This is a genomic window from Achromobacter sp. Bel, from assembly GCF_012928505.1.
GTDB lineage: Bacteria > Pseudomonadota > Gammaproteobacteria > Burkholderiales > Burkholderiaceae_B > Achromobacter.
The window spans coordinates 1-18,262 of the sequence record NZ_JABBJN010000081.1 but is presented as its reverse complement, the minus strand read 5'-3'; the positions used below and the strand labels follow the sequence as shown (position 1 = coordinate 18,262).

The following is an 18,262-nucleotide window of genomic DNA, read 5'->3' as shown; positions in this document are numbered from 1 at the left end:
GCGTGGTCCCACGGGTTCTTCACGGCGCCGTAGGCCGAGTTCTCGTTGCCGGAACCCATGGCGAATTCGTCGCAGTTCAGCTTGCCGATGGACACGGCGCCGGCGGCGGCCAGGCGTTCGACGACGGTGGCGTCGAACGGGCTGACATAGCCCTCCAGCATCTTGCTGCCGGCGGTCGTGCGCCAGCCGCGGGTCACGAACGCGTCCTTGTGGGCGATGGGAACGCCGGCCAACGGCCCCGCCGAACCGGCGGCCAGGGCGGAGTCGGCGGCGCGGGCCTGGGCCAGCGTTAATTCAGCGTCAATATGTAAAAAGCAATTCAGGCCGCTGGCCGCCTCGGCGGCCGCCAGGGCGCTTTGCGCCAGTTCGACGGCGCTGACCTGGCGTTGGGCGAGGGCCGCGCGCAAAGCGGCGATCCCCTCGAATTGGGTGTGCAAGGCAGGTTTCGTCATGGCTTAGTCTAGGACTTTAGGGACCAGGAACAAGCCTTCCTGGGCGTCGGGGGCGTTGGCCAGCAGCGCCTGGCGGCGGGCTTCCGAGCTGGCCTCGGTGACGGTGTCTTCACGCAGGCGCAGCACGATGTCCTCATGGGCGGACAGGGGGTGAGCCAGGGGTTCGACGCCTTGGGTATCGACGGACTGGAGCCGTTCGATCAGGTGAAGGATGCCGTTTAATTCCGCCTGCGCAAGCGTGCGCTGGTCGGGGGTCAGTTCGATTCTGGCCAGCCGGGCAATGCGGGCCACATCTTTGTCATTGAGCGCCATAGGGATTGCAAAATCGATAAGCGAAGGCCGAAGGGCGGGACTAGGCAGTATGTACCCGCCAATCCCGTTACAAAGCTTGAATAGCCTGCATTTATGCGCTATTTCCGGTGAAATTATAAGTTATGATTCACGGTTTAATCGCCGTGATGACAGGCGGACCCGACGTTTTTCGGGCCAAACGCCCCACGACTTGAACCCAATTCCCCCCAGAATTTAGCTGAGCTCCCATGTTCGGATTCCTGCGCAGTTATTTTTCCAGCGATATGGCGATCGACCTCGGTACCGCCAATACGCTGATTTACGTCCGCGGCAAGGGCATCGTGCTCGATGAGCCCTCCGTGGTCGCAATCCGTCATGAAGGCGGGCCTCACGGCAAAAAGATCATCCAGGCCGTCGGCCACGAAGCCAAGCAGATGCTTGGCCGAGTGCCCGGCAACATCGAGGCCATCCGGCCCATGAAGGATGGCGTTATCGCCGACTTCACGGTCACCGAACAGATGCTCAAGCAGTTCATCCGCATGGTGCACCCCCGCAACATGCTGGCGCCCAGTCCCCGCATTATCGTCTGCGTGCCCTGCGGCTCCACCCAGGTTGAACGCCGCGCCATCCGCGAATCGGCGTTGGGCGCGGGCGCGTCCCACGTCTTCCTGATTGAAGAACCCATGGCAGCGGCCATCGGCGCCGGCCTGGCCGTGTCCGATGCCAGCGGCTCCATGGTCGTCGACATCGGCGGCGGCACCACCGAGGTGGCAGTCATCTCGCTGGGCGGCATGGTCTATAAGGGTTCCGTGCGCGTCGGCGGCGATAAGTTCGACGAAGCCATCGTCAACTATATCCGCCGCAACTACGGCATGCTGATCGGCGAACCCACGGCCGAGCTGATCAAGAAGGAAATCGGTTCCGCATTCCCGGGTTCCGAAGTCCGCGAAATCGAAGTCAAGGGCCGCAATCTGGCCGAAGGCGTGCCGCGCAGCTTCACGGTCTCGTCCAACGAGATCCTGGAATCGCTGACCGACCCGCTGAACCAGATCGTTTCCGCGGTGAAGATCGCGCTTGAGCAAACCCCGCCCGAGCTGGGCGCCGACATCACCGACAAGGGCATCGCCCTGACCGGCGGTGGCGCGTTGCTGCGTGATCTGGATCGCCTGCTTCAAGAAGAGACCGGCCTGCCCGTCGTGGTGGCCGACGATCCCCTGACCTGCGTCGTGCGCGGTTGCGGCGAAGCGCTGGAACACCTTGAGAAACTGGGCGCCATCTTCATCAACGACTAATACCGCCCGCCAGCCCGGAGCCCCGCTTTTCTACGGCTCCGGCCGCTGCGGGAGCGACGGACGCGGGTGCCCGGGCTGAGATTCATGCAACGACAAGGGACCCCCCCCCTATTCAGGCGCGGCCCACCTGCGGAGGTGCGGCTGGTCGTTCTGGTCGTCCTTGCTTTGGCCCTGATCATCATGGACTCGCAGTGGCGCATGCTGGAACCGGCGCGCCGCGCGATGTCGGTCGCGCTTTACCCCTTCCAGCGCGCGGTCATGGCGCCGCGCGACCTGGTCCAGCAAGTCAATGAGTGGGTCAACGCGGCCAACCTCATCCGTAGCGAAAATGAAGCGTTGCAGCGCCAACGCATCGAACTGGCCCAGGTGGCCAGCCATGCGGCGCAACTGGCCGCCGAAAACGCCCAACTGCGCCGCCTGCTGGGCGTGACCGACACCGTGGCGCAATCCGCCGTGGTGGTCGAGGTCATGTATGAACCCACCAACGCGTTCACCCAGCGCCTGGTGTTCAACAAGGGCAGCAAGGCCGGCTTGGCGCCGGGCATGCCTGTGATCGACGAGGGCGGCGTGGTCGGCCAGATCGTCCGCGTGACGCCGATGACGGCCGAAGCTGCGCTGGTGACGGATGAGCAGGTGTCCATCCCCGTCCAGTTGCTGCGCAACGGGCTGCGGCTGATCGCGTTTGGCGGCAATTCGCCGGGCAAGATGGAAGTTCGTTACCTTGCCGCCAATGCCGACATCAAGGAAGGGGATACTATCGTCACCAGCGGCGTCGGCGGTTTGTTCCCCGCTGGCCTGCCCGTGGCCAAAGTGACCTCGGTCGAACGCGACACCGCCTCCGGGTTCGCGCGCGCCGTGTGTGAACCGCTGGCCCACCCCGAACGCTATCGCCACTTCCTGGTCTTGCAGGTGGATGTGGCCCGCGCCGAGTCCAACCGTCAGGAGGTCGATTCCGGTGGATCGGACTAATCAATCGCAACCCAGGCGCCGCCTGGGCACTCCCAGTAACGTGCACCCCGACCGCTTGTCCGGTCCGGCCCACGGCGTCTTCGTCTGGGCTACGGTGCTGCTGGTGTGGCTGGTGTCCCTGCTGCCGTGGCGCCTGTGGCAGGGTGCGCCCGACGTGCTGCTGCTGATCATCGCCTTCTGGTGCGTGCACGAGCCGCGCCGCGTGGGCCTGTTCACCGCGTTCTTCTTCGGTCTGCTGATGGACGTGCATGACGCGGGCCCGCTGGGCGAGCACGCGTTGTCGTATACGCTGGTCGCCTACGGCGCCGTGGTGCTTCACCGCCGGCTGCAACGGTTCGACCTCTGGAGCCAGGCGATGCACATGCTGCCTGTCTTCTTCATCGCCCGTTTCCTGACCCAGATCATCCATGCCTGGCTCGCCGGCAAATGGCCGGGCTGGGACTGGTGCATCAGCGTGGCCATCACTGCCGCCCTGTGGCCGTTGGCGGGTTGGGTCCTGCACTTGCCGCAGCGCGGTGCCGACGACGCCGAATCCTCCTCCGCCTGACGGCGGCGTCGCGTCATGTTCGAATTCAAGAAAACCGGCCAGCAGCAGAAGCAGCGCTTCCGCCTGCGCGCGTGGGTGGGCGGCGTGTTCGCCCTGGTGTGTTTCGGCGTGTTGGTGGGACGGTTCTGGTATTTGCAGGTCGACCGCTACGAAGGCCTGTCCGAACGCGCCGACCGCAATCGCATCGCGGTCGTGCCAATCCCGCCCCGGCGCGGCGAGATCCTGGACCGTAATGGCGAAGTCCTGGCGCGCAACTACCGCACCTATACGCTGGAGGTGGTGCCCGCCCACGCCGGCAACATGAACGAGCTGTTCGAACGCCTGACCGAAGTCGTCTATATCAGCCCTGCCGACCAGCGGCGCTTCAAGCGGCGCGCGGCGGAGTCCAGCCGCTACGCCAGCCTGCAATTGCGCAACAACCTGAACGAGACCGAGGCCGCCTGGTTCGCCGCGCATTCCTTCCAGTTCCCGGGTGTCGAGCTGCGCGCGCGATGGGTGCGCGAGTACCCGCAGGGCGTGTCGGCCGCGCACGTGGTGGGCTATATCGGCCGCATCGCGGAAGGCGACAACGAAGAGCTGGAACGCGCCGGCCAGTTGGGCAACTACCGCGGCACCGATGTCATCGGCAAGAAAGGCATCGAAAAGACCTGGGAAGAGCAGCTGCATGGCCGCACCGGCCTGGAAGAGGTCGAAGTCACCGCCGGCGGCCGCCCCATGCGTACGTTGCGGCGGATCGACCCGGTGCCGGGATCGGACATCATGCTGTCCATCGACCTGGGCCTGCAGAAGGTGGCCGAAGAGGCTTTCGAAGGCCAACGCGGCGCGCTCGTCGCGATCGACCCGGACACGGGCGAGGTCCTGGCCTTTGTCTCGCAACCGTCCTTCGACCCCAACCTGTTCGTGGACGGCATCGACGTGGACAACTGGCGGATGTTGAACGAATCGCCGGACCATCCGCTGATCAACCGTCCGCTGTACGGCACCTACCCGATCGGCTCGACGTACAAGCCGTTCGTGGGCCTGGCCGCCCTGGAATTGGGCAAGCGCCGCGCGACCGACCGCATTTCCGACCCCGGCTACTACGAATTCGGCGGACAGAAGTTCCGCAACGCCGGCGGCGCCGCCTATGGCATGACCGACATGCACAAGGCGATCGTGGTGTCGTCCGATACGTATTTCTATTCGCTGGGCCCCGAGATCGGCGTGAACGCGCTGCACGATTTCACCAAGCAGTTCGGTTTCGGCCAGATCACCGGCATTGACCTGGAAGGCGAAAAGCGCGGCGTGCTGCCCTCCACCGACTGGAAGCGCGCGGCCTACAAGGACAAGGACCGCCAGCGCTGGTACGCGGGCGAAACCATTTCCGTGGCCGTGGGCCAGGGCTACAACGCCTTTACGCTGCTGCAATTGGCGCAGGGCACGTCGACGCTGGCCAACAACGGCCTGTACCGCCGTCCGCACCTGGTGCACGCGGTGCGCGATCCGCGCAGCGGCGTGGCCAAGCCCACCGAATCGGCGCCCGACTACCGGATCCCGCTGAAGCAGGCGAACGTTGATGTCATCAAGAACGCGATGGCCGACGTGGTGCGGGCCGGCACGGCGCGCCGCGCGTTCGCCAACGCACCGTACCAGGCGGCCGGCAAGACCGGCACGGCGCAGGTGTTCAGCCTGCGGGGCGGACACTACCGCGCCAGCGCCATCGACGAACGCCTGCGCGACCACGCGCTGTTCATGGGGTTCGCGCCGCTGGAGCATCCCCGCATCGCCGTGTCGCTGATTGTCGAGAACGCTGGCTGGGGCGCCAGCGTGGCGGCACCCGTCGCGCGCAAGGTGTTCGACTACTGGCTGGCCAAAGACCGCCAGGACAAGATCGTGCGGCCGGAACGGGCCGATCCGCTGGCCTCCGTTGAATCCATTACTACCGACGTGGTGCGCCAACAATGAAGCGCCTGGGCCTTATCCTGCTACGCGTGTTCACGGCGTTCGACTGGCCGCTGTTGGCGATTCTGATGATGTTCGCCGCGTTGGGCCTGACCGTCATGCATTCGGCGGTGGGCGGCACCGATTGGCGTTTCGCGGAACAGTCGCGCAATTTCATCATCGCGTTCTTCGCGATGTGGACGATGGCGCTGATTCCGCCCAAGTGGCTGATGAAGCTGGCCTTGCCCTTTTATGTGTTGGGCGTGGTGCTGCTGCTGGGCGTGGAGTTCTTCGGCGAAACCAGCAAAGGCGCGACCCGCTGGCTGAACCTGGGCGTGACGCGCATCCAGCCTTCCGAGATGATGAAGATCGCCGTGCCGATGATGCTGGCCTGGTACTTCCAGCGCCACGAAGGCGCGGTGCGCATCCGCGACTTCCTGGCCGCGGCCGCGATGCTGGCCGCGCCGTTCGGCCTGATCGTGCTGCAGCCCGATCTGGGCACGGCGCTGTTGGTGTTCGGTGCGGGCTTTTTCGTGATTTATTTCGCGGGCCTGTCGTTCAAGCTGCTGGTGCCGGTGATGCTGGCCGGCATCATCGCGATCGGTACGCTGGTGTATTACGAAGACCAGCTGTGCGAACCGGATGTGGACTGGGTGGTGCTGCACGACTACCAGAAGCACCGGGTCTGCACGCTCTTGAACCCCAGTTCCGACCCGTTGGGCAAGGGTTTCCATACGATCCAGTCGATGATCGCGGTGGGTTCGGGCGGGGTCTACGGCAAGGGCTACATGAAGGGCACGCAGACGCACCTGGACTTCATCCCTGAACGCACGACCGACTTCATTTTCGCGGTGTACGCCGAAGAATTCGGCCTGTACGGCGGGATCGCGATCCTGGTGCTGTACGGCCTGATGATGGCGCGGGGCCTGACGATCGCAGCGCGCGCATCGTCGCAGTTCGGCCGCTTGCTGGCGGGGGCGCTGACGATGATGCTGTTCATCTATGTGTTCGTGAACGTGGGGATGGTGACGGGGATCTTGCCTGTCGTGGGCGTGCCGTTGCCGTTCATGAGTTACGGGGGGACGGCGTTGTTTACGATGGGGATTGCGTTCGGGATCATGATGAGTATTAGCCGACATCGGTCGGTTAAGGCTTGACGCGTGGTCGAGGCATGGAGGTTTGCGAGGGGAAGTCGTCCTTCGTAGGCCGCCCGTCGGTGTGGGCGACATGGCCACTCGCGCCCATGATTGCGGTCCGGCGCGCGGGCGCCGGACTTCCCCTTCGTCATCTTCGTCACTGCCTGCGGCAGTTCCTTCAGATTCCCTCGGGCGCATCGAGGTTGCTCGCGCCCATGTCGCCCACACCGACGGGCTCAGGCCGTCTTGGTTTGGTCGATGCTGGACCCGGGGTTCTGTCGAGTTTGCGATGCCCGCCTATTGCGGCCGCGCGGGCGGCCACAATAGGCATACGCTTGGTGCGTCGTCGGTGGTGTGATCGCTTGCGCGCTTGCGTAAGGGGATTGCTGATGGGTCCGCAATCAAGTGGGGTGGGGTAGAGATGGGCGGCGCGCGGCAGGCAGCTCTTGCGCATGGAGACCTTCTCGCGCGCGCCGCCCATTTTCTTGCCTATGCGCGTAGCGGCATCACGTCGACGCAAGGCCCCGCGTAAGCCCCCAAAGGCCGCCTGCGCGGCCGGCCTGGGGCGGGCCCCGCAAGATATTTCTCACCCCAATACCGTGTGCAAGAACCCTGAGCACGCGGCTCGCCCCAGGGGACGTCAGATTGCAACTGCGCGAGCTCGTCGCGGCTGGGGCCTGCGGTGCGCGGGGAGTCGATAAGCCCGAGGGAATCTGAAGGGAAGGCCGCAGGCCTGGACGAAGATGACGAAGGGGCAGTCCGGAGCGAAGGCTCCGGACCGCAATCGTTGACCCGCGCACCGCAGGCCCCAGACGTGACGGGCGCCTCAAGAACCTGCACGCGTCGTCACATAACAACCACCCTTAACCCGGTAACGCCTCCGGCACACCCAGGTCCGCCGCCAGCGTCTTCAACCCGTCCCAGATTCGGCTATCGAACTCCACCGAATCTGCGTTCACGGCACGGTTGCGGGCTTCGTATTCGCCCGGATACTGCACGGATTCCACGCCGGGTTGCGGTTTGCACGCATGCAGGTAGTCGATGAACGCGCCGACTTCCATCGTTCGCCAGTCGGTGTTGAAGTCCACCTGCGGATCCAGCAGCAGCGCGAACATGTTGTTCGTCGCCACGCCGATGCGCGGGTGTTCGGGCTGGATCGTGCCGCCGCCGGACAAGACGCCGGCCAGCAGTTCGGCCACCAGCCCCAGCGCGTAGCCCTTGTGGCCGCCGAAGGGAAGCAGGGCGCCGGGCGGGTCGGTGAAAAGGGCGCCCGGGTCCGTCGTGGGGTTGCCGTCGGCGTCGATCAGCGATCCGGGAGGCGCCTGCTCCCCCTTCGCCGCCAGCACGCGCGCCTTGTTCACGGCGATGGAACTGGTGGCCATGTCCACGATGAACGGGGGGCGGCCGCCTGGCAGCGGGCCGGCGAAGCACAGCGGGTTCGTGGTCAGGCAGGCTTGCGCGCCGCCGAACGGCGCCACGGTCGGCGAACGGTTGATCACGTTGGTGAAGGCCAGCAGGATCAGGCCCTTGGCGGCCACCATTTCCCCGAAGTGGCCCATGCGGCCCAGGTGGTGGCTGTGGCGCAGGGTCACGATGCATTGGCCGTGTTCCTGCGTGCGCTCGATGGCCTTTTCGATGACGACTTTGCCGACGTACTGGCCCAGGCCGTGGTGGCCGTCATAGGCAAGCATGGCGCCGCGGTCGTTGACCAGTTCGGGCCGGCCGTCGGCCTGGGCCAGGCCTTCGGACAGTACGCGCCGGTAGTTCGTCAGGATCGACAGGCCGTGGCTGGTGTAGCCGACCCGGTCGGACTCCACCAGGTGTTCAGCCACGTCGCGGGCGATGTCTTCGGGCACGCCTTGCGCCATCAGCACGCGGCGGCCGTATTCATTGGCTTGGGCTAGGGAGAGTTTCATGATGCGTTCTCCTTAGAGCCAGCCGAGCCAGCGCCAGTACGTCGCGCCCATCACCAGCATCAGCAGGTAGCCGACGATGGTGACGATGATGCCGACTTTGGCGAATTGCTTGGCGTTGAAGGTTTCTGTGCCCAGGCACACCATGTTCTGCGGCGCGTTGATCGGCAGGATGAAGCCGTAGCTGACCACGAAGCCCAGCAGCATGGTCATGCCCAGGCGGCTGAAGTCGCCCGGCAGCGTAGCCAGCACCGAGATCAGGATGGGCAGCATGGCCGACGTCAGTGCGGTGGCGCTGGCGAAACCCAGGTGGATGATGATCAGGAACGCGGCAAGCACGGCGAAGATGGCCAGCGGTCCCAGGTGATCCAGCCCGGTGTGCGCCACGACCTGGTTGCCCAGCCATTGGCCGGCTTGCGTCGTCAGCAGGGCCGTGCCCAGGCTGATGCCCACGCCGAACACGATCACGGTGCCCCATGGGATGCGCGACTGCACGTCTTTCCACGTCATCACGCCAAAGCGCGGCAGCATCAGCAGCACCAGGCCGAAGTAGGTGGTCGAGGTGGTGTCGAACTTGTGCAGCTTGCCTTCGGTCGACCAGAACAGCAGCAGCATGACCGATACGGCCATCAGGCGCTTTTGCGCGCCCGTCATGGGGCCCAGTTCAATCAGCGACTTTTCGACGGCTTCCTTGCCTCCGGCGATGCTGTCGCTTTCCGGCGGCAGCATCTTGAGCACGACGAAGATCAGCACGGCCGACATGATCAGCGACCAGGGGGCGCCGGCGATCAGCCAGTCCGACCACGCCACGCGTTCGCCCAGCATCTTTTCCATGAAGCCGACCGTCAGCAGGTTCTGCGCGGCGGCGGTCTGGATGCCGACGTTCCAGATGCTGGTGGCTTGCGCCACGATGATCATGATGCCGGCGGCAATGTTCGAACGCTTGTCCACGCCGAAGGCCGCGATGACACCCATCATGATGGGCACCACGGCCGCGCTGCGCGCCGTGGCGCTGGGCACGACCAGGCTCAGCACGATCGTCACGGCGATACATCCGATCAGGATGCGGCGCGTGCTCGTTCCGATCTTGGATAAAGTGACGAGCGCGATGCGCCGGTCCAAACCCGTGAAGGTCATGGCGGCGGCAATGAACAAGGCGCCGGTGACCAGCGCCAGCGCCGAGTTCGAGAAGCCCGCAAGCGCCATGCTGATGGCGGCCGAGGTGCCATAGAGCACGTTCGGGTCTTTGAGTGTCGGCGCGGTGCCCAACAGGAAGGCCATCAGCGTCGTGATCATGATCGCGCTGGCTTCGTAGGAGACGGCTTCGGTAATCCAGACCACCACGGCAAACGCCAGGATCGCCAGCATGCGGTGGCCCGCGACCGGCAGGTCGGCGGGCAGGGGCATCATCAGCACCCCGATCATCACCAGGATGCCGGCGACGAGTCCGATTGGGATTTTTGCTTTCTTTGGGGCTTGCGAGGCAGGGACAGCGGCTGGCGCGGTCATATCCATCTCCGGTTGAGGTCAAACTTCCGACACATTCCCCGCGAGCACGGGTTTGTTTAATTCGATGTGTCGGTGCTACAGGATGATCGTGACGGCATTGAGGAAAACCCGTATTGATGTGAGTCAAACCGAAGAAGAGTAGTGCTTGTAGAAACCCACTCCGGGCATTATGCTCGTGCGCCCTCGACGGTCGCAAGCCTTGGAATGTTGCGTAAATGCACACCAATTGTGCCAAGCACGGGCAAGACGCATCCGGCGGAATCCGGGTAATTCGTTCGTGTTATGTCGCAAATGGGCCGAAAATCGGCCGCGGGCGGGCGGTTCAGCCCAGGGCCAGGCGCAGTTGTTCGTCCAGGTGCAGCGTGGGCGCCACGCGCCAGCCGCTCTGCGCATAGCGCAGCCATCGGCCCAGCACCAGGTGCGTCAGCAGGCTGGCGTGCGCGGCTACATTCGCGTCCGGCGGCAGGCCGCCGTCGGTGATGGCGATGCGTAGCGATTGCTTGAGCGACGTCTCGATACGGTCGTTGATGTGGTTGATCCGCTCTTGCAGCCGGTTGTCTTCCGTGACCAGGGCGTCCCCGGTGAGCACGCGCGTCATGCCCTTGTTGCGTTCCGAGAACGTCAGCAGCATGGAGACGGTCTTGTGCGCTTGTGGCACCCCGTAGGGTTCGGCGGTGGCGATCTGGTTCACCAGCGTGAAGATGCTGGTTTCGATGAATTCGATCAGCCCTTCGAACATTTGCGCCTTGCTGGCGAAGTGCCGGTACAGCGCGGCTTCCGACACCTCGAGGCGCGCGGCCAGGGCGGCCGTGGTGATGCGGGCCGCATGCGGCTGCTCCAGCATCTCGGCCAGTGTCTGCAAAATCTGGGTCTTGCGCTCGCCGGGTTTGCTCGCCATGGAAGGGACTGCTCTCGCGCAGGCTTGACGGTGAATGGGGGGGAGGAGCGCGCCGCTATCCCCGCAGGGGACGTCGGCGTAACAACAAATCACTGACGGAGTTTACCCGCAAGTCGACGTAGGCCGGGCGATGCGAGCGGCCACGGGAAAAGGGCGTGCCGGGGTGATAGACATGCACCGTGCGGACCCCCGCCCGGCGGGCGCCGCGCAGGTTGGCCAGCGTGTCTTCCACCAGCACGGCGCGGTGGGCGGGCACGCCTTCGCGGGCCAGCACGTAGCGCAGCAGCGCGGGCGACGGCTTGGGCCGGAATTCGCCATGCAGCCGCATGTGCTCAATGGCCCACAGGCTGTCGAATTGGCGCAGGATGCCCAGCCGGGCCAACACCGCGCGCGCGTAATGCAGCGGCGCATTGGTCAGCAGCACCTTGCGGCCCGGCAATTGCCGCAGCTTGTAGGCCAGCGCCCGTTCGGCGCGCACCAGCGGATTGACGTCGAAGTCGTGGCTGCGGTGCAGGAAGTCGTGCGGATTCACGCCGTGGTGGCGCACCATGCCGATCATCGTGGCGCCGTAGCGCTTCCAATACAGGCGGCGTACGTCGTTGGCGGTGTCGATGTCCACGTTCAGGGCTTCGGCCACGGCCATCGTCATGCCGTGGTCGATCTTGGGGAAGATGGCGTGCGAGGTGTCGTGGAGCGTATTGTCCAGATCGAACAGCCACAGGCGTTCGGAAACGCCCGTGGCCACGCGGCGCGAGCGGCGCACGCGCACCGCCGGTCGCAGCAATTGTCGGTGCGCTTGCATCAAAAACGCCACCGGACAGATATGGCAAAGCCGACCCGATCCGGGCCGCGCGGAGCCGGCTCTGCCGGTCCGCAGCGGCGCCCCCCGGGGGGAAGCGCGTAGCGCTGCGGGGGGGACATCAGTGCGAGCTGATCATCGTGCCGACGCCCTGATCGGTCAGGATTTCTAGCAGCAGGCAGTGCGGCACGCGGCCGTCGACGATGTGAACGGAGTTCACGCCGTTCTTGGCGGCGTCCAGCGCCGACGAGATCTTGGGCAGCATGCCGCCCGAGATCGTGCCGTCCGCGAAGAGCTCGTCGATGGTCTGGGCCGACAGGCTGCGCAGCAGCTTGCCGGCCTTGTCCAGCACGCCCGGGGTGTTGGTCAGCATCAGCAGCTTTTCAGCGCCCAGCACTTCGGCCATCTTGCCGGCGACGACGTCAGCGTTAATGTTGTAGGCCGTGCCGTCTTCGCCATAGCCGATGGGCGAGATCACGGGGATGAACTGGTCGTCCTGCAAGGCTTTCACGACGGCCGGCTCGACCAGCGTGATGTCGCCCACGAAGCCGATGTCGATCGGTTCGTTGGGGTTGTCCTTGTTGGCCATCAGCTTCTTCTGGGCCTGGATCAGGCCGCCGTCCTTGCCGGTCAGGCCCACGGCCTTGCCGCCGACTTCGTTGATCATCATGACGATGTCTTGCTGCACCTGGCCGCCCAGCACCCATTCGACCACTTCCATGGTCTCGGCATCGGTCACGCGCATGCCCTGGATGAAGGTGCCCTGCTTGCCGATGCGGCGCAGCGCGTCGTCGATCTGCGGACCGCCGCCATGGACGACCACCGGGTTCAGACCCACCAGCTTGAGCAGCACGACGTCGTGCGCGAAGCTGCGCTGCAAGCGCTCTTCCGTCATGGCGTTGCCGCCGTACTTGACCACGATGGTCTTGCCGTGGAATCGTCGGATATACGGCAGTGCTTCAGACAGCACAGCGGCTTTGACAGCGGGGGACGAAACGGCAGCAGGGTCGGGGGTGTCGGTCATGGCAGCTAAGTCGGCAAAATAAGTATGAGTGGTTAGAAAAAATGCCTGCACAAAATCGCGTTCGGAACGCGGTAGCGCAAGCATACGACGGATTGTAGTACCCACAGGTTTCATATGCCTAAAACCTATGTCCATATGCCCGACAAATAACCGGCATTCAGGTAAATTGGGGCGTTTTCGAGAGCGTGGCGCCCCGCAAAAGGGGGCGAATCCGCATCCGGGGCGGACATGGGCCCCCATTTTTATCCCTATAAGAGGCAAAACATGCGTTTGAACTTCGTCCGCTCTGCCCTCGTGGCATCGGCCTTCCTGGTGGCGGCCAATGCCGCCCATGCTGAAAAAGTCGTGGTGGGCGCGACCCAGGTACCGCATGCCGAGATCCTGGAAGTGGTGAAACCGCAGTTGGCCAAGCAAGGCGTCGAGCTCGACATCAAGGTGTTCAGCGATTATGTGCAGCCCAACCTGCAACTGGCCGACAAGCAGCTGGACGCCAACTTCTTCCAGCACAAGCCCTATCTGGACTCGTTCAACAAGGACCGCAAGGCCACGCTGGTGCCGGTGGCGCTGGTCCACGTCGAACCTTTCGGCGGCTACTCCAAGAAGATCAAGAGCCTGTCCGAACTGAAGGACGGCGCTACCGTCGCCATCCCGAACGACCCGTCCAACGGCGGCCGCGCGCTGGTGCTGCTGCAAAAGCAGGGCGTGATCAAGCTGAAGGACCCCTCCAACATCCTGGCGACCGCCGCCGATGTCGTCGAGAACCCCAAAAAGCTGAAATTCCGCGAACTCGAGGCCGCGATGCTGCCGCGTTCGCTGGACGACGTCGACCTGGCGTTGATCAACACCAACTACGCGCTGGAAGCCGGCCTGGTGCCGACCAAGGACGCGCTGTTCATCGAAGGGGCCGATTCGCCCTACGCGAACATCCTGGTGACCCGTTCCGACAACAAGGACGCCCCGGGCATCAAGAAGCTGGTCGACGCGCTGCACACCCCCGAGGTGAAGACATTCATCCAGGAAAAGTACAAGGGCGCCGTGATTCCGGCTTTCTAAGCCCGTTCACCGCTGTCGACCGCACGAACCGCCCGCTTGTCGGGCGGTTTTTCTTTGGGCGGGGGGCGCCGGGAGCCCGGGCAATACCCTCGGCCAGGCGAAAAAAAGCCGCCCAGCGGGCGGCCTTCTCAGACGGGCGACGCGGCGCGCGTCAGCCAGCCGCCAGCGCCTTTTCCACGGTGGCGTGGAATTCGGCCACATCGTATTCGCCCAAATAGCGCTTGATGATGTGTCCCTGCTTGTCGATCAGGAAGGCCGTGGGCGTCAGGCGGATGTCGCCGAAGGCGCGCGCGATGTCGCCCTTGGTGTCCAGTGCCACGGGGAACGGCAGCTTGCGCTGTTCGGCGAAGTTCAGCACGAAGTTGGGCGGATCGTAATCCATGGCGACCGCCACGGCCTCGTAGCCCTTGGCGGCGTACTCTTTATAGGCGGCGATGGTTTCCGGCATCTGCTTCACACAGGTGACACAGCTGGTTGCCCAGAACTTGACCAGCACGACCTTGCCGCGCAGGTCCTGCATCGAGAAGGACTTGCCTTCCAACGTGGTGAAGGTGACGTCGGGCGCGGTCTGGGCAGGACGTCCGACGAACCAGGCGCCGATACCGACCGCGACCAGCACGGCCAGGGCTACGATGGCTTTTTTCATTTGATGGGCATGGCCTCTACGCCGTTGCTCGTGCCGGCTGCGTTGTTGCTGGGTGCCGCGCCGGCGCCGCTTTCAATGGGCGCCTTGGTTTCCGTGGATTGGTCCCGGGTGCTGCTGTTGGACAGCCGGATCGCTTCTTCGCGGCTGATGGTCTCGAACAGTTTAACCACCTTGGCCACGCCGCCGACGTCGGCGGTGGCGTTGGCGGCGTAGTCGCCCTCGGCCTGGGTGACCTTACCCATCAGGTAGACGACGCTGTGGTCCGTTGTCAGCGCGATGGTGCCGGACGGCACGTATTTGGTGTTGATCAGCGCCGTCTTCACCTTGGAGGTCAGCCAGGTGTCGTTCGAGCGGGTGCCGAAGGAGGCGACCGGGCCCACGTTCAACTGGTTGATGACCTGTTTGACGTTCTCGACGCCCTGCGCGATGGCGGTAGCCTGGGACTTGGCTTCCTCGGTGGGCACGTCGCCTGTCAGCAGCAGGTGGCCGCCGTAGGCCATCGCGTTGACCCGGGCGGTGTCGCCCAATTTCTGCGAGATCTGGCTTTGCGCCTTGAAAGCCATGTTCTGGTCTTCAAGCTGGGTGCCGGACGTGCGGCGGTCGGTGACCACGACCGCGGTAGTGGCGGCGGCGCCGCCTACGATCAGGGGCGCGCAGGCCGTCAGCGAAAGCGCCGCGGTGGACAGGGCGGCCGCAAGCATCAGGGGGCGGACGGCGGTTCTGACGTCAGAAATCATTCAGTGTCTCCAAGCAGAAGAGCGTCGATGCCGTCGCACAGCGCGTGCAGCAGCAGAATGTGGACTTCCTGGACCCGCATCGTGCGGTCGCTGGGAACACATAGATGGACGTCCATGGGCGTAATGAGTTCCCCCATGACGCCGCCACCCTTGCCCGTCAGGGCAAGAACATGCATTTCGCGCGCGCTGGCGGCCTCCATGGCGCGGACCACGTTGGGGGAATTACCGCTGGTGGAGATCGCCACCAGGACGTCGCCGGCCTGGCCGAAGGCGTTGACCTGGCGTTCGTAGATTTCGTCGAAGCCGTAGTCATTGCCGACGGCAGTGAGGATCGCCGTGTCGGTATTGAGCGCGATGCCCGCCAGCGGCAGGCGTTCGCGTTCGAAGCGGCCCACCAGTTCGGCGATGAAATGCTGCGCGTCTGCGGCGGATCCGCCGTTGCCGCAAGCCAGAATCTTGCCGTTGTTCGCCAGGGCGCCGAATAGCACGTCCACCGCCACTGCCAGCGGTTCGGCCAGGACGTTCATACTTTGTTCGCACGCAGCCATGGCGTCGCGAAAGTGCGACGTCATACGAGAGGTCATATCCATGGGCGCGATTATCTCACGCGGCGGTCGCGCTGTTCTGTCGATCCGTAACGACGCTGCGGCAGGTCGTTACGGCGGCGTCCGGCCGGGCCCGACGCCGCCGGAATCAGCTCAGCAGGAACGCGCCGCGCAGCCATTGGGGCTGGCCGGCGTCGAAGACCACGGCGTCGAAGCGGGCCGGGGGCAGCACCCCGTGCCAATGCCGCCGGGCCAGTTCCGGCAGCCATTGCGCGGCGGCGCGGGCCAGCCGGGCCTGCTTGTCGTGGCCGATGCTGGCCGCGGCGCCGCCGTAGCGGGTGCGGCCGCGGGCCCGGACCTCGACGAAGATCAGCGTGTTGCCCTCGCGCATGGCCAGGTCGATCTCGCCCGCTCGCGTCCACAGGTTGCGCGCCAGCAGCACGAGCCCCCGGGCCAGCAGCAGGCGCAGCGCGGCGTCTTCGTGGATATCGCCGCGGCGTTGCATGGGCGAACGGCGCATGGGTGCGTCATCCGGTGCGGCGCGGGGCCGGGCGCGGCGGCGGCGCTTGTCGGCGCGGCGGCGCGCCGCCAACGCCAGTTCGCAGGCCAGGCGCAGGGTGTCGTCCGTCATGGGGGCTCCGAAGGGGCGGGCATTGGCGGCTACACTGACATGGTTTTCCGTGTCAGTAGGCTGCAATGAATCAAAATGTCTCACCCCCGCCTGCCGGCGATGCCTGGAGCCGCGTCGCCGAACGCGTGGCCGGGCAGCATTGGCCCGCGTCGACCTTGTACGTCGTGGCCACGCCGATCGGCAATCTGGGCGACTTGGGGCTGCGGGCCTGGCATGCCCTGCAACGCGCCGATGTGATCGCGGCCGAAGACACGCGGGCCAGCCGGACCTTGCTGGACGCCTGGGGCGTCAACACGCCGCTCATGGCGGCCCATCGCCACAACGAAGCCGCCGCTGCCCAAGCCATCTGCGAACGCCTGGCGCAAGGCCAGCGCGTGGCGCTGGTGTCGGACGCGGGCGCGCCCGCCGTCAGCGATCCGGGCGCACGCGTCGTGCGCGCCGTGCGCGAAGCGGGTTTCACCGTGGTGCCGGTGCCCGGCCCCAGCGCCGTGATCGCGGCCTTGATGGGCAGCGGCGTCACCACCGATGAAAACCCGGCCTATGCGTTCGCCGGTTTCCCGCCGCCCAAGGCCGTGGCCCGCCAGCGCTGGCTGCGTTCGTGGTGCGCCTTGCCTGCGCCGGTCGTCATGTTTGAATCGCCGCACCGGTTGGCCGCAACCCTCGCCGACCTGCTGGAAGTCTGCGGCCCCGACCGCCAACTGACCGTGGCGCGCGAACTCACCAAGCGGTTTGAAGAGATCGCCACGATCACGCTGGGCGAAGCCGCGGCGTGGCTGGCGGCCGACTCGCATCGCGAACAGGGCGAGTTCGTGTTGATCGCGCACGCGCAAGCCGGGCAAGATGTCGACGAGGAAGCCGACCCGCGCACGGACGTGCTGCTGGACGCGTTGCTGGAATCGATGTCCGTGCGCGACGCCGCCCGCGTGGCCGCCAAGGTCACCGGCGTGGCGCGCGACGTGTTGTACAACCGGGCGTTGGCCCGCAAGAAGTCGTCGGAGTAAGGCATGGTGTATTCAACGGTCGTGTCGAACAAGCCCGCCGACCCCCTCGAACCGATCTCCTACCGCGATATCACTACGCCGCTTGGGGAAATGCGCCTCGTCGCCAGCCCCAAGGGCCTGCGCGGCGCGTGGTTCACCGATCAGGAATTGCTGCCCTCGGCCGAAGGCTGGACGCATGCCGAGAAGGATCCCGTCCTGGAGCAGGCACGGCGCGAGCTGGACGAATGGTTCGCTGGCAAGCGCCGCGGCTTCGATGTGGCGCTTGATCCAGTGGGCACCACGTTCCAGCACAAAGTCTGGCATGCGCTTTGTGCGCTGGATTTCGGCAAGCTCGCCAGCTATGGCGACCTGGCGCGCACCGTGGGGCGTCCGAAGGGGGCGCAAGCGGTGGGCGGCGCAGTGGGCCGCAACCCGATCATCATCATCATCCCCTGTCACCGCGTGATCGGCGCCGATACGTCGCTGACGGGCTTCGGCGGCGGTTTGCCGCGCAAGCAGGCGCTGCTGGCGCACGAAGGCAACCGGTACGTCAGCCGCAACGCGCGCGCGCGGCGTGTCTGCGACGGGCAGGCCGAATTGCCCTGGTAGGTCCTTGGCCGGATGCGGGACGCGGACGCGCTTATTGCGCGGCGATGCTCGGCAAGATGCCGATTCGGTCCGACACCAGCTGCACGGCGTCCATGGCGCTTTGCCGATCGGGGTAGGGTCCGATTCTGACCCGGTAGAGGTTGTTGGATTGCTCCACCTGCGCGGGCGGCGCGCCCGCCGCACCCAACTGCGAATTGATGCGGGCGACGAGCGACTGCGCGTTGGCCGGCTGGCTGAACGCGCCCACTTGCAGATAGACCATGCCGGCGGCGCCCGCGGGGGCCTGGCGCACCGGCGCGGAGCCGGGCGCG

20 protein-coding genes are annotated in these 18,262 nt (G+C 65.4%); 8 read left to right on the top strand and 12 right to left on the bottom strand.

Annotated elements, in window-relative coordinates; all coding sequences use genetic code 11:
- Both HG262_RS28990 and gatC read right to left on the bottom strand, forming a co-directional pair.
- Positions 1-452: amidase (locus tag HG262_RS28990; RefSeq protein ID WP_248293525.1), on the bottom strand; the 452-nt coding region annotated here is incomplete at its 3' end.
- 3 nt (positions 453-455) lie between these two features.
- Positions 456-764: an Asp-tRNA(Asn)/Glu-tRNA(Gln) amidotransferase subunit GatC gene (gatC, locus tag HG262_RS28985; RefSeq protein WP_169274286.1), complete on the bottom strand. Its 309-nt coding sequence runs from the start codon at positions 762-764 to the stop codon at positions 456-458.
- 227 nt (positions 765-991) lie between these two features.
- Here gatC and HG262_RS28980 point away from each other — a divergent pair, with 227 nt between their 5' ends.
- The 5 genes from HG262_RS28980 to rodA all read left to right on the top strand — a co-directional run bounded on the left by HG262_RS28980 (position 992) and on the right by rodA (position 6,628).
- The gene (locus HG262_RS28980) at positions 992-2,035 is read left to right on the top strand and encodes a rod shape-determining protein (RefSeq protein WP_006216320.1); all 1,044 of its coding nucleotides are present in this window, start codon (positions 992-994) and stop codon (positions 2,033-2,035) included.
- Between the two features lie 84 nt (positions 2,036-2,119).
- Entirely contained in the window at positions 2,120-3,004 is an 885-nt protein-coding gene (mreC, locus tag HG262_RS28975) for a rod shape-determining protein MreC (protein WP_035213078.1), read from the top strand.
- Positions 2,991-3,551 (top strand): rod shape-determining protein MreD, encoded by a 561-nt coding sequence (gene mreD / locus HG262_RS28970; protein WP_035213076.1) that lies wholly within the window; start codon positions 2,991-2,993, stop codon positions 3,549-3,551. Before mreC ends, mreD begins: the two co-directional genes overlap by 14 nt.
- Before the next feature lie 15 nt (positions 3,552-3,566).
- The gene (gene mrdA / locus HG262_RS28965) at positions 3,567-5,495 is read left to right on the top strand and encodes a penicillin-binding protein 2 (protein ID WP_169274285.1); all 1,929 of its coding nucleotides are present in this window, start codon (positions 3,567-3,569) and stop codon (positions 5,493-5,495) included.
- Positions 5,492-6,628, top strand: coding sequence for a rod shape-determining protein RodA (gene rodA / locus HG262_RS28960; protein WP_169274284.1), 1,137 nt, complete (start codon positions 5,492-5,494; stop codon positions 6,626-6,628). The genes mrdA and rodA overlap by 4 nt, the downstream gene beginning before the upstream one ends.
- A gap of 842 nt (positions 6,629-7,470) precedes the next feature.
- On the opposite strand, the gene HG262_RS28955 is transcribed toward rodA, so the two are convergent.
- The 5 genes from HG262_RS28955 to argB all read right to left on the bottom strand — a co-directional run bounded on the left by HG262_RS28955 (position 7,471) and on the right by argB (position 12,750).
- Positions 7,471-8,523, bottom strand: a complete 1,053-nt coding sequence (locus tag HG262_RS28955; RefSeq protein ID WP_169274283.1) for an Ldh family oxidoreductase — start codon at positions 8,521-8,523, stop codon at positions 7,471-7,473.
- 12 nt (positions 8,524-8,535) lie between these two features.
- Positions 8,536-10,029: a DASS family sodium-coupled anion symporter gene (locus HG262_RS28950; RefSeq protein WP_169274282.1), complete on the bottom strand. Its 1,494-nt coding sequence runs from the start codon at positions 10,027-10,029 to the stop codon at positions 8,536-8,538.
- A gap of 322 nt (positions 10,030-10,351) precedes the next feature.
- Complete coding sequence (slmA, locus tag HG262_RS28945) at positions 10,352-10,927, bottom strand: nucleoid occlusion factor SlmA (RefSeq protein WP_169274281.1); 576 nt, start codon at positions 10,925-10,927, stop codon at positions 10,352-10,354.
- A 55-nt stretch (positions 10,928-10,982) separates the two neighbouring features.
- Complete coding sequence (locus HG262_RS28940) at positions 10,983-11,729, bottom strand: pyrimidine 5'-nucleotidase (RefSeq protein WP_169274280.1); 747 nt, start codon at positions 11,727-11,729, stop codon at positions 10,983-10,985.
- A 118-nt stretch (positions 11,730-11,847) separates the two neighbouring features.
- Positions 11,848-12,750, bottom strand: a complete 903-nt coding sequence (gene argB, locus HG262_RS28935; protein ID WP_006224740.1) for an acetylglutamate kinase — start codon at positions 12,748-12,750, stop codon at positions 11,848-11,850.
- A gap of 264 nt (positions 12,751-13,014) precedes the next feature.
- Here argB and HG262_RS28930 point away from each other — a divergent pair, with 264 nt between their 5' ends.
- A complete protein-coding gene (locus tag HG262_RS28930; protein ID WP_169274279.1) occupies positions 13,015-13,803 on the top strand; it encodes a MetQ/NlpA family ABC transporter substrate-binding protein in 789 nt (262 codons plus the stop codon).
- Positions 13,804-13,954: 151 nt separating this feature from the next.
- Here the strand turns inward: HG262_RS28930 and HG262_RS28925 are convergent, their stop codons facing one another.
- From HG262_RS28925 to HG262_RS28910, 4 genes are all read right to left on the bottom strand, one after another.
- On the bottom strand, positions 13,955-14,449 hold the full coding sequence (locus HG262_RS28925) for a TlpA disulfide reductase family protein (RefSeq protein WP_169274278.1): 495 nt from the start codon (positions 14,447-14,449) through the stop codon (positions 13,955-13,957).
- A complete protein-coding gene (locus HG262_RS28920) occupies positions 14,446-15,186 on the bottom strand; it encodes a BON domain-containing protein (protein WP_169274277.1) in 741 nt (246 codons plus the stop codon). Before HG262_RS28920 ends, HG262_RS28925 begins: the two co-directional genes overlap by 4 nt.
- The gene (locus HG262_RS28915) at positions 15,183-15,776 is read right to left on the bottom strand and encodes a phosphoheptose isomerase (protein WP_169274276.1); all 594 of its coding nucleotides are present in this window, start codon (positions 15,774-15,776) and stop codon (positions 15,183-15,185) included. Before HG262_RS28915 ends, HG262_RS28920 begins: the two co-directional genes overlap by 4 nt.
- A 103-nt stretch (positions 15,777-15,879) precedes the next feature.
- Positions 15,880-16,362, bottom strand: coding sequence for a YraN family protein (locus tag HG262_RS28910; RefSeq protein ID WP_169274275.1), 483 nt, complete (start codon positions 16,360-16,362; stop codon positions 15,880-15,882).
- A gap of 65 nt (positions 16,363-16,427) precedes the next feature.
- Here HG262_RS28910 and rsmI point away from each other — a divergent pair, with 65 nt between their 5' ends.
- Together rsmI and HG262_RS28900 are read left to right on the top strand one after the other, a co-directional pair.
- Positions 16,428-17,363, top strand: a complete 936-nt coding sequence (gene rsmI / locus HG262_RS28905; protein WP_169274274.1) for a 16S rRNA (cytidine(1402)-2'-O)-methyltransferase — start codon at positions 16,428-16,430, stop codon at positions 17,361-17,363.
- Between the two features lie 3 nt (positions 17,364-17,366).
- Positions 17,367-17,951, top strand: a complete 585-nt coding sequence (locus HG262_RS28900; protein ID WP_169274273.1) for a methylated-DNA--[protein]-cysteine S-methyltransferase — start codon at positions 17,367-17,369, stop codon at positions 17,949-17,951.
- A 31-nt stretch (positions 17,952-17,982) separates the two neighbouring features.
- On the opposite strand, the gene HG262_RS28895 is transcribed toward HG262_RS28900, so the two are convergent.
- Positions 17,983-18,262, bottom strand: a 280-nt coding sequence (locus HG262_RS28895) for an SPOR domain-containing protein (protein ID WP_211187821.1), incomplete at its 5' end; no start/stop codon positions are given.

Bases quoted from the DNA above. Each gene is read 5' to 3' on its own strand.
- rsmI (WP_169274274.1), top strand. From the start codon at position 16,428: ATGAATCAAAATGTCTCACCCCCGCCTGCCGGCGATGCCTGGAGCCGC.
- HG262_RS28980 (WP_006216320.1), top strand. From the start codon at position 992: ATGTTCGGATTCCTGCGCAGTTATTTTTCCAGCGATATGGCGATCGAC.
- HG262_RS28930 (WP_169274279.1), top strand. From the start codon at position 13,015: ATGCGTTTGAACTTCGTCCGCTCTGCCCTCGTGGCATCGGCCTTCCTG.
- HG262_RS28950 (WP_169274282.1), bottom strand. From the start codon at position 10,029: ATGACCGCGCCAGCCGCTGTCCCTGCCTCGCAAGCCCCAAAGAAAGCA.
- HG262_RS28940 (WP_169274280.1), bottom strand. From the start codon at position 11,729: ATGCAAGCGCACCGACAATTGCTGCGACCGGCGGTGCGCGTGCGCCGC.
- mrdA (WP_169274285.1), top strand. From the start codon at position 3,567: ATGTTCGAATTCAAGAAAACCGGCCAGCAGCAGAAGCAGCGCTTCCGC.
- mreC (WP_035213078.1), top strand. From the start codon at position 2,120: ATGCAACGACAAGGGACCCCCCCCCTATTCAGGCGCGGCCCACCTGCG.
- slmA (WP_169274281.1), bottom strand. From the start codon at position 10,927: ATGGCGAGCAAACCCGGCGAGCGCAAGACCCAGATTTTGCAGACACTG.
- HG262_RS28915 (WP_169274276.1), bottom strand. From the start codon at position 15,776: ATGGATATGACCTCTCGTATGACGTCGCACTTTCGCGACGCCATGGCT.
- HG262_RS28955 (WP_169274283.1), bottom strand. From the start codon at position 8,523: ATGAAACTCTCCCTAGCCCAAGCCAATGAATACGGCCGCCGCGTGCTG.
- argB (WP_006224740.1), bottom strand. From the start codon at position 12,750: ATGACCGACACCCCCGACCCTGCTGCCGTTTCGTCCCCCGCTGTCAAA.
- gatC (WP_169274286.1), bottom strand. From the start codon at position 764: ATGGCGCTCAATGACAAAGATGTGGCCCGCATTGCCCGGCTGGCCAGA.
- HG262_RS28925 (WP_169274278.1), bottom strand. From the start codon at position 14,449: ATGAAAAAAGCCATCGTAGCCCTGGCCGTGCTGGTCGCGGTCGGTATC.
- HG262_RS28900 (WP_169274273.1), top strand. From the start codon at position 17,367: ATGGTGTATTCAACGGTCGTGTCGAACAAGCCCGCCGACCCCCTCGAA.
- HG262_RS28910 (WP_169274275.1), bottom strand. From the start codon at position 16,362: ATGACGGACGACACCCTGCGCCTGGCCTGCGAACTGGCGTTGGCGGCG.
- HG262_RS28920 (WP_169274277.1), bottom strand. From the start codon at position 15,186: ATGATTTCTGACGTCAGAACCGCCGTCCGCCCCCTGATGCTTGCGGCC.
- rodA (WP_169274284.1), top strand. From the start codon at position 5,492: ATGAAGCGCCTGGGCCTTATCCTGCTACGCGTGTTCACGGCGTTCGAC.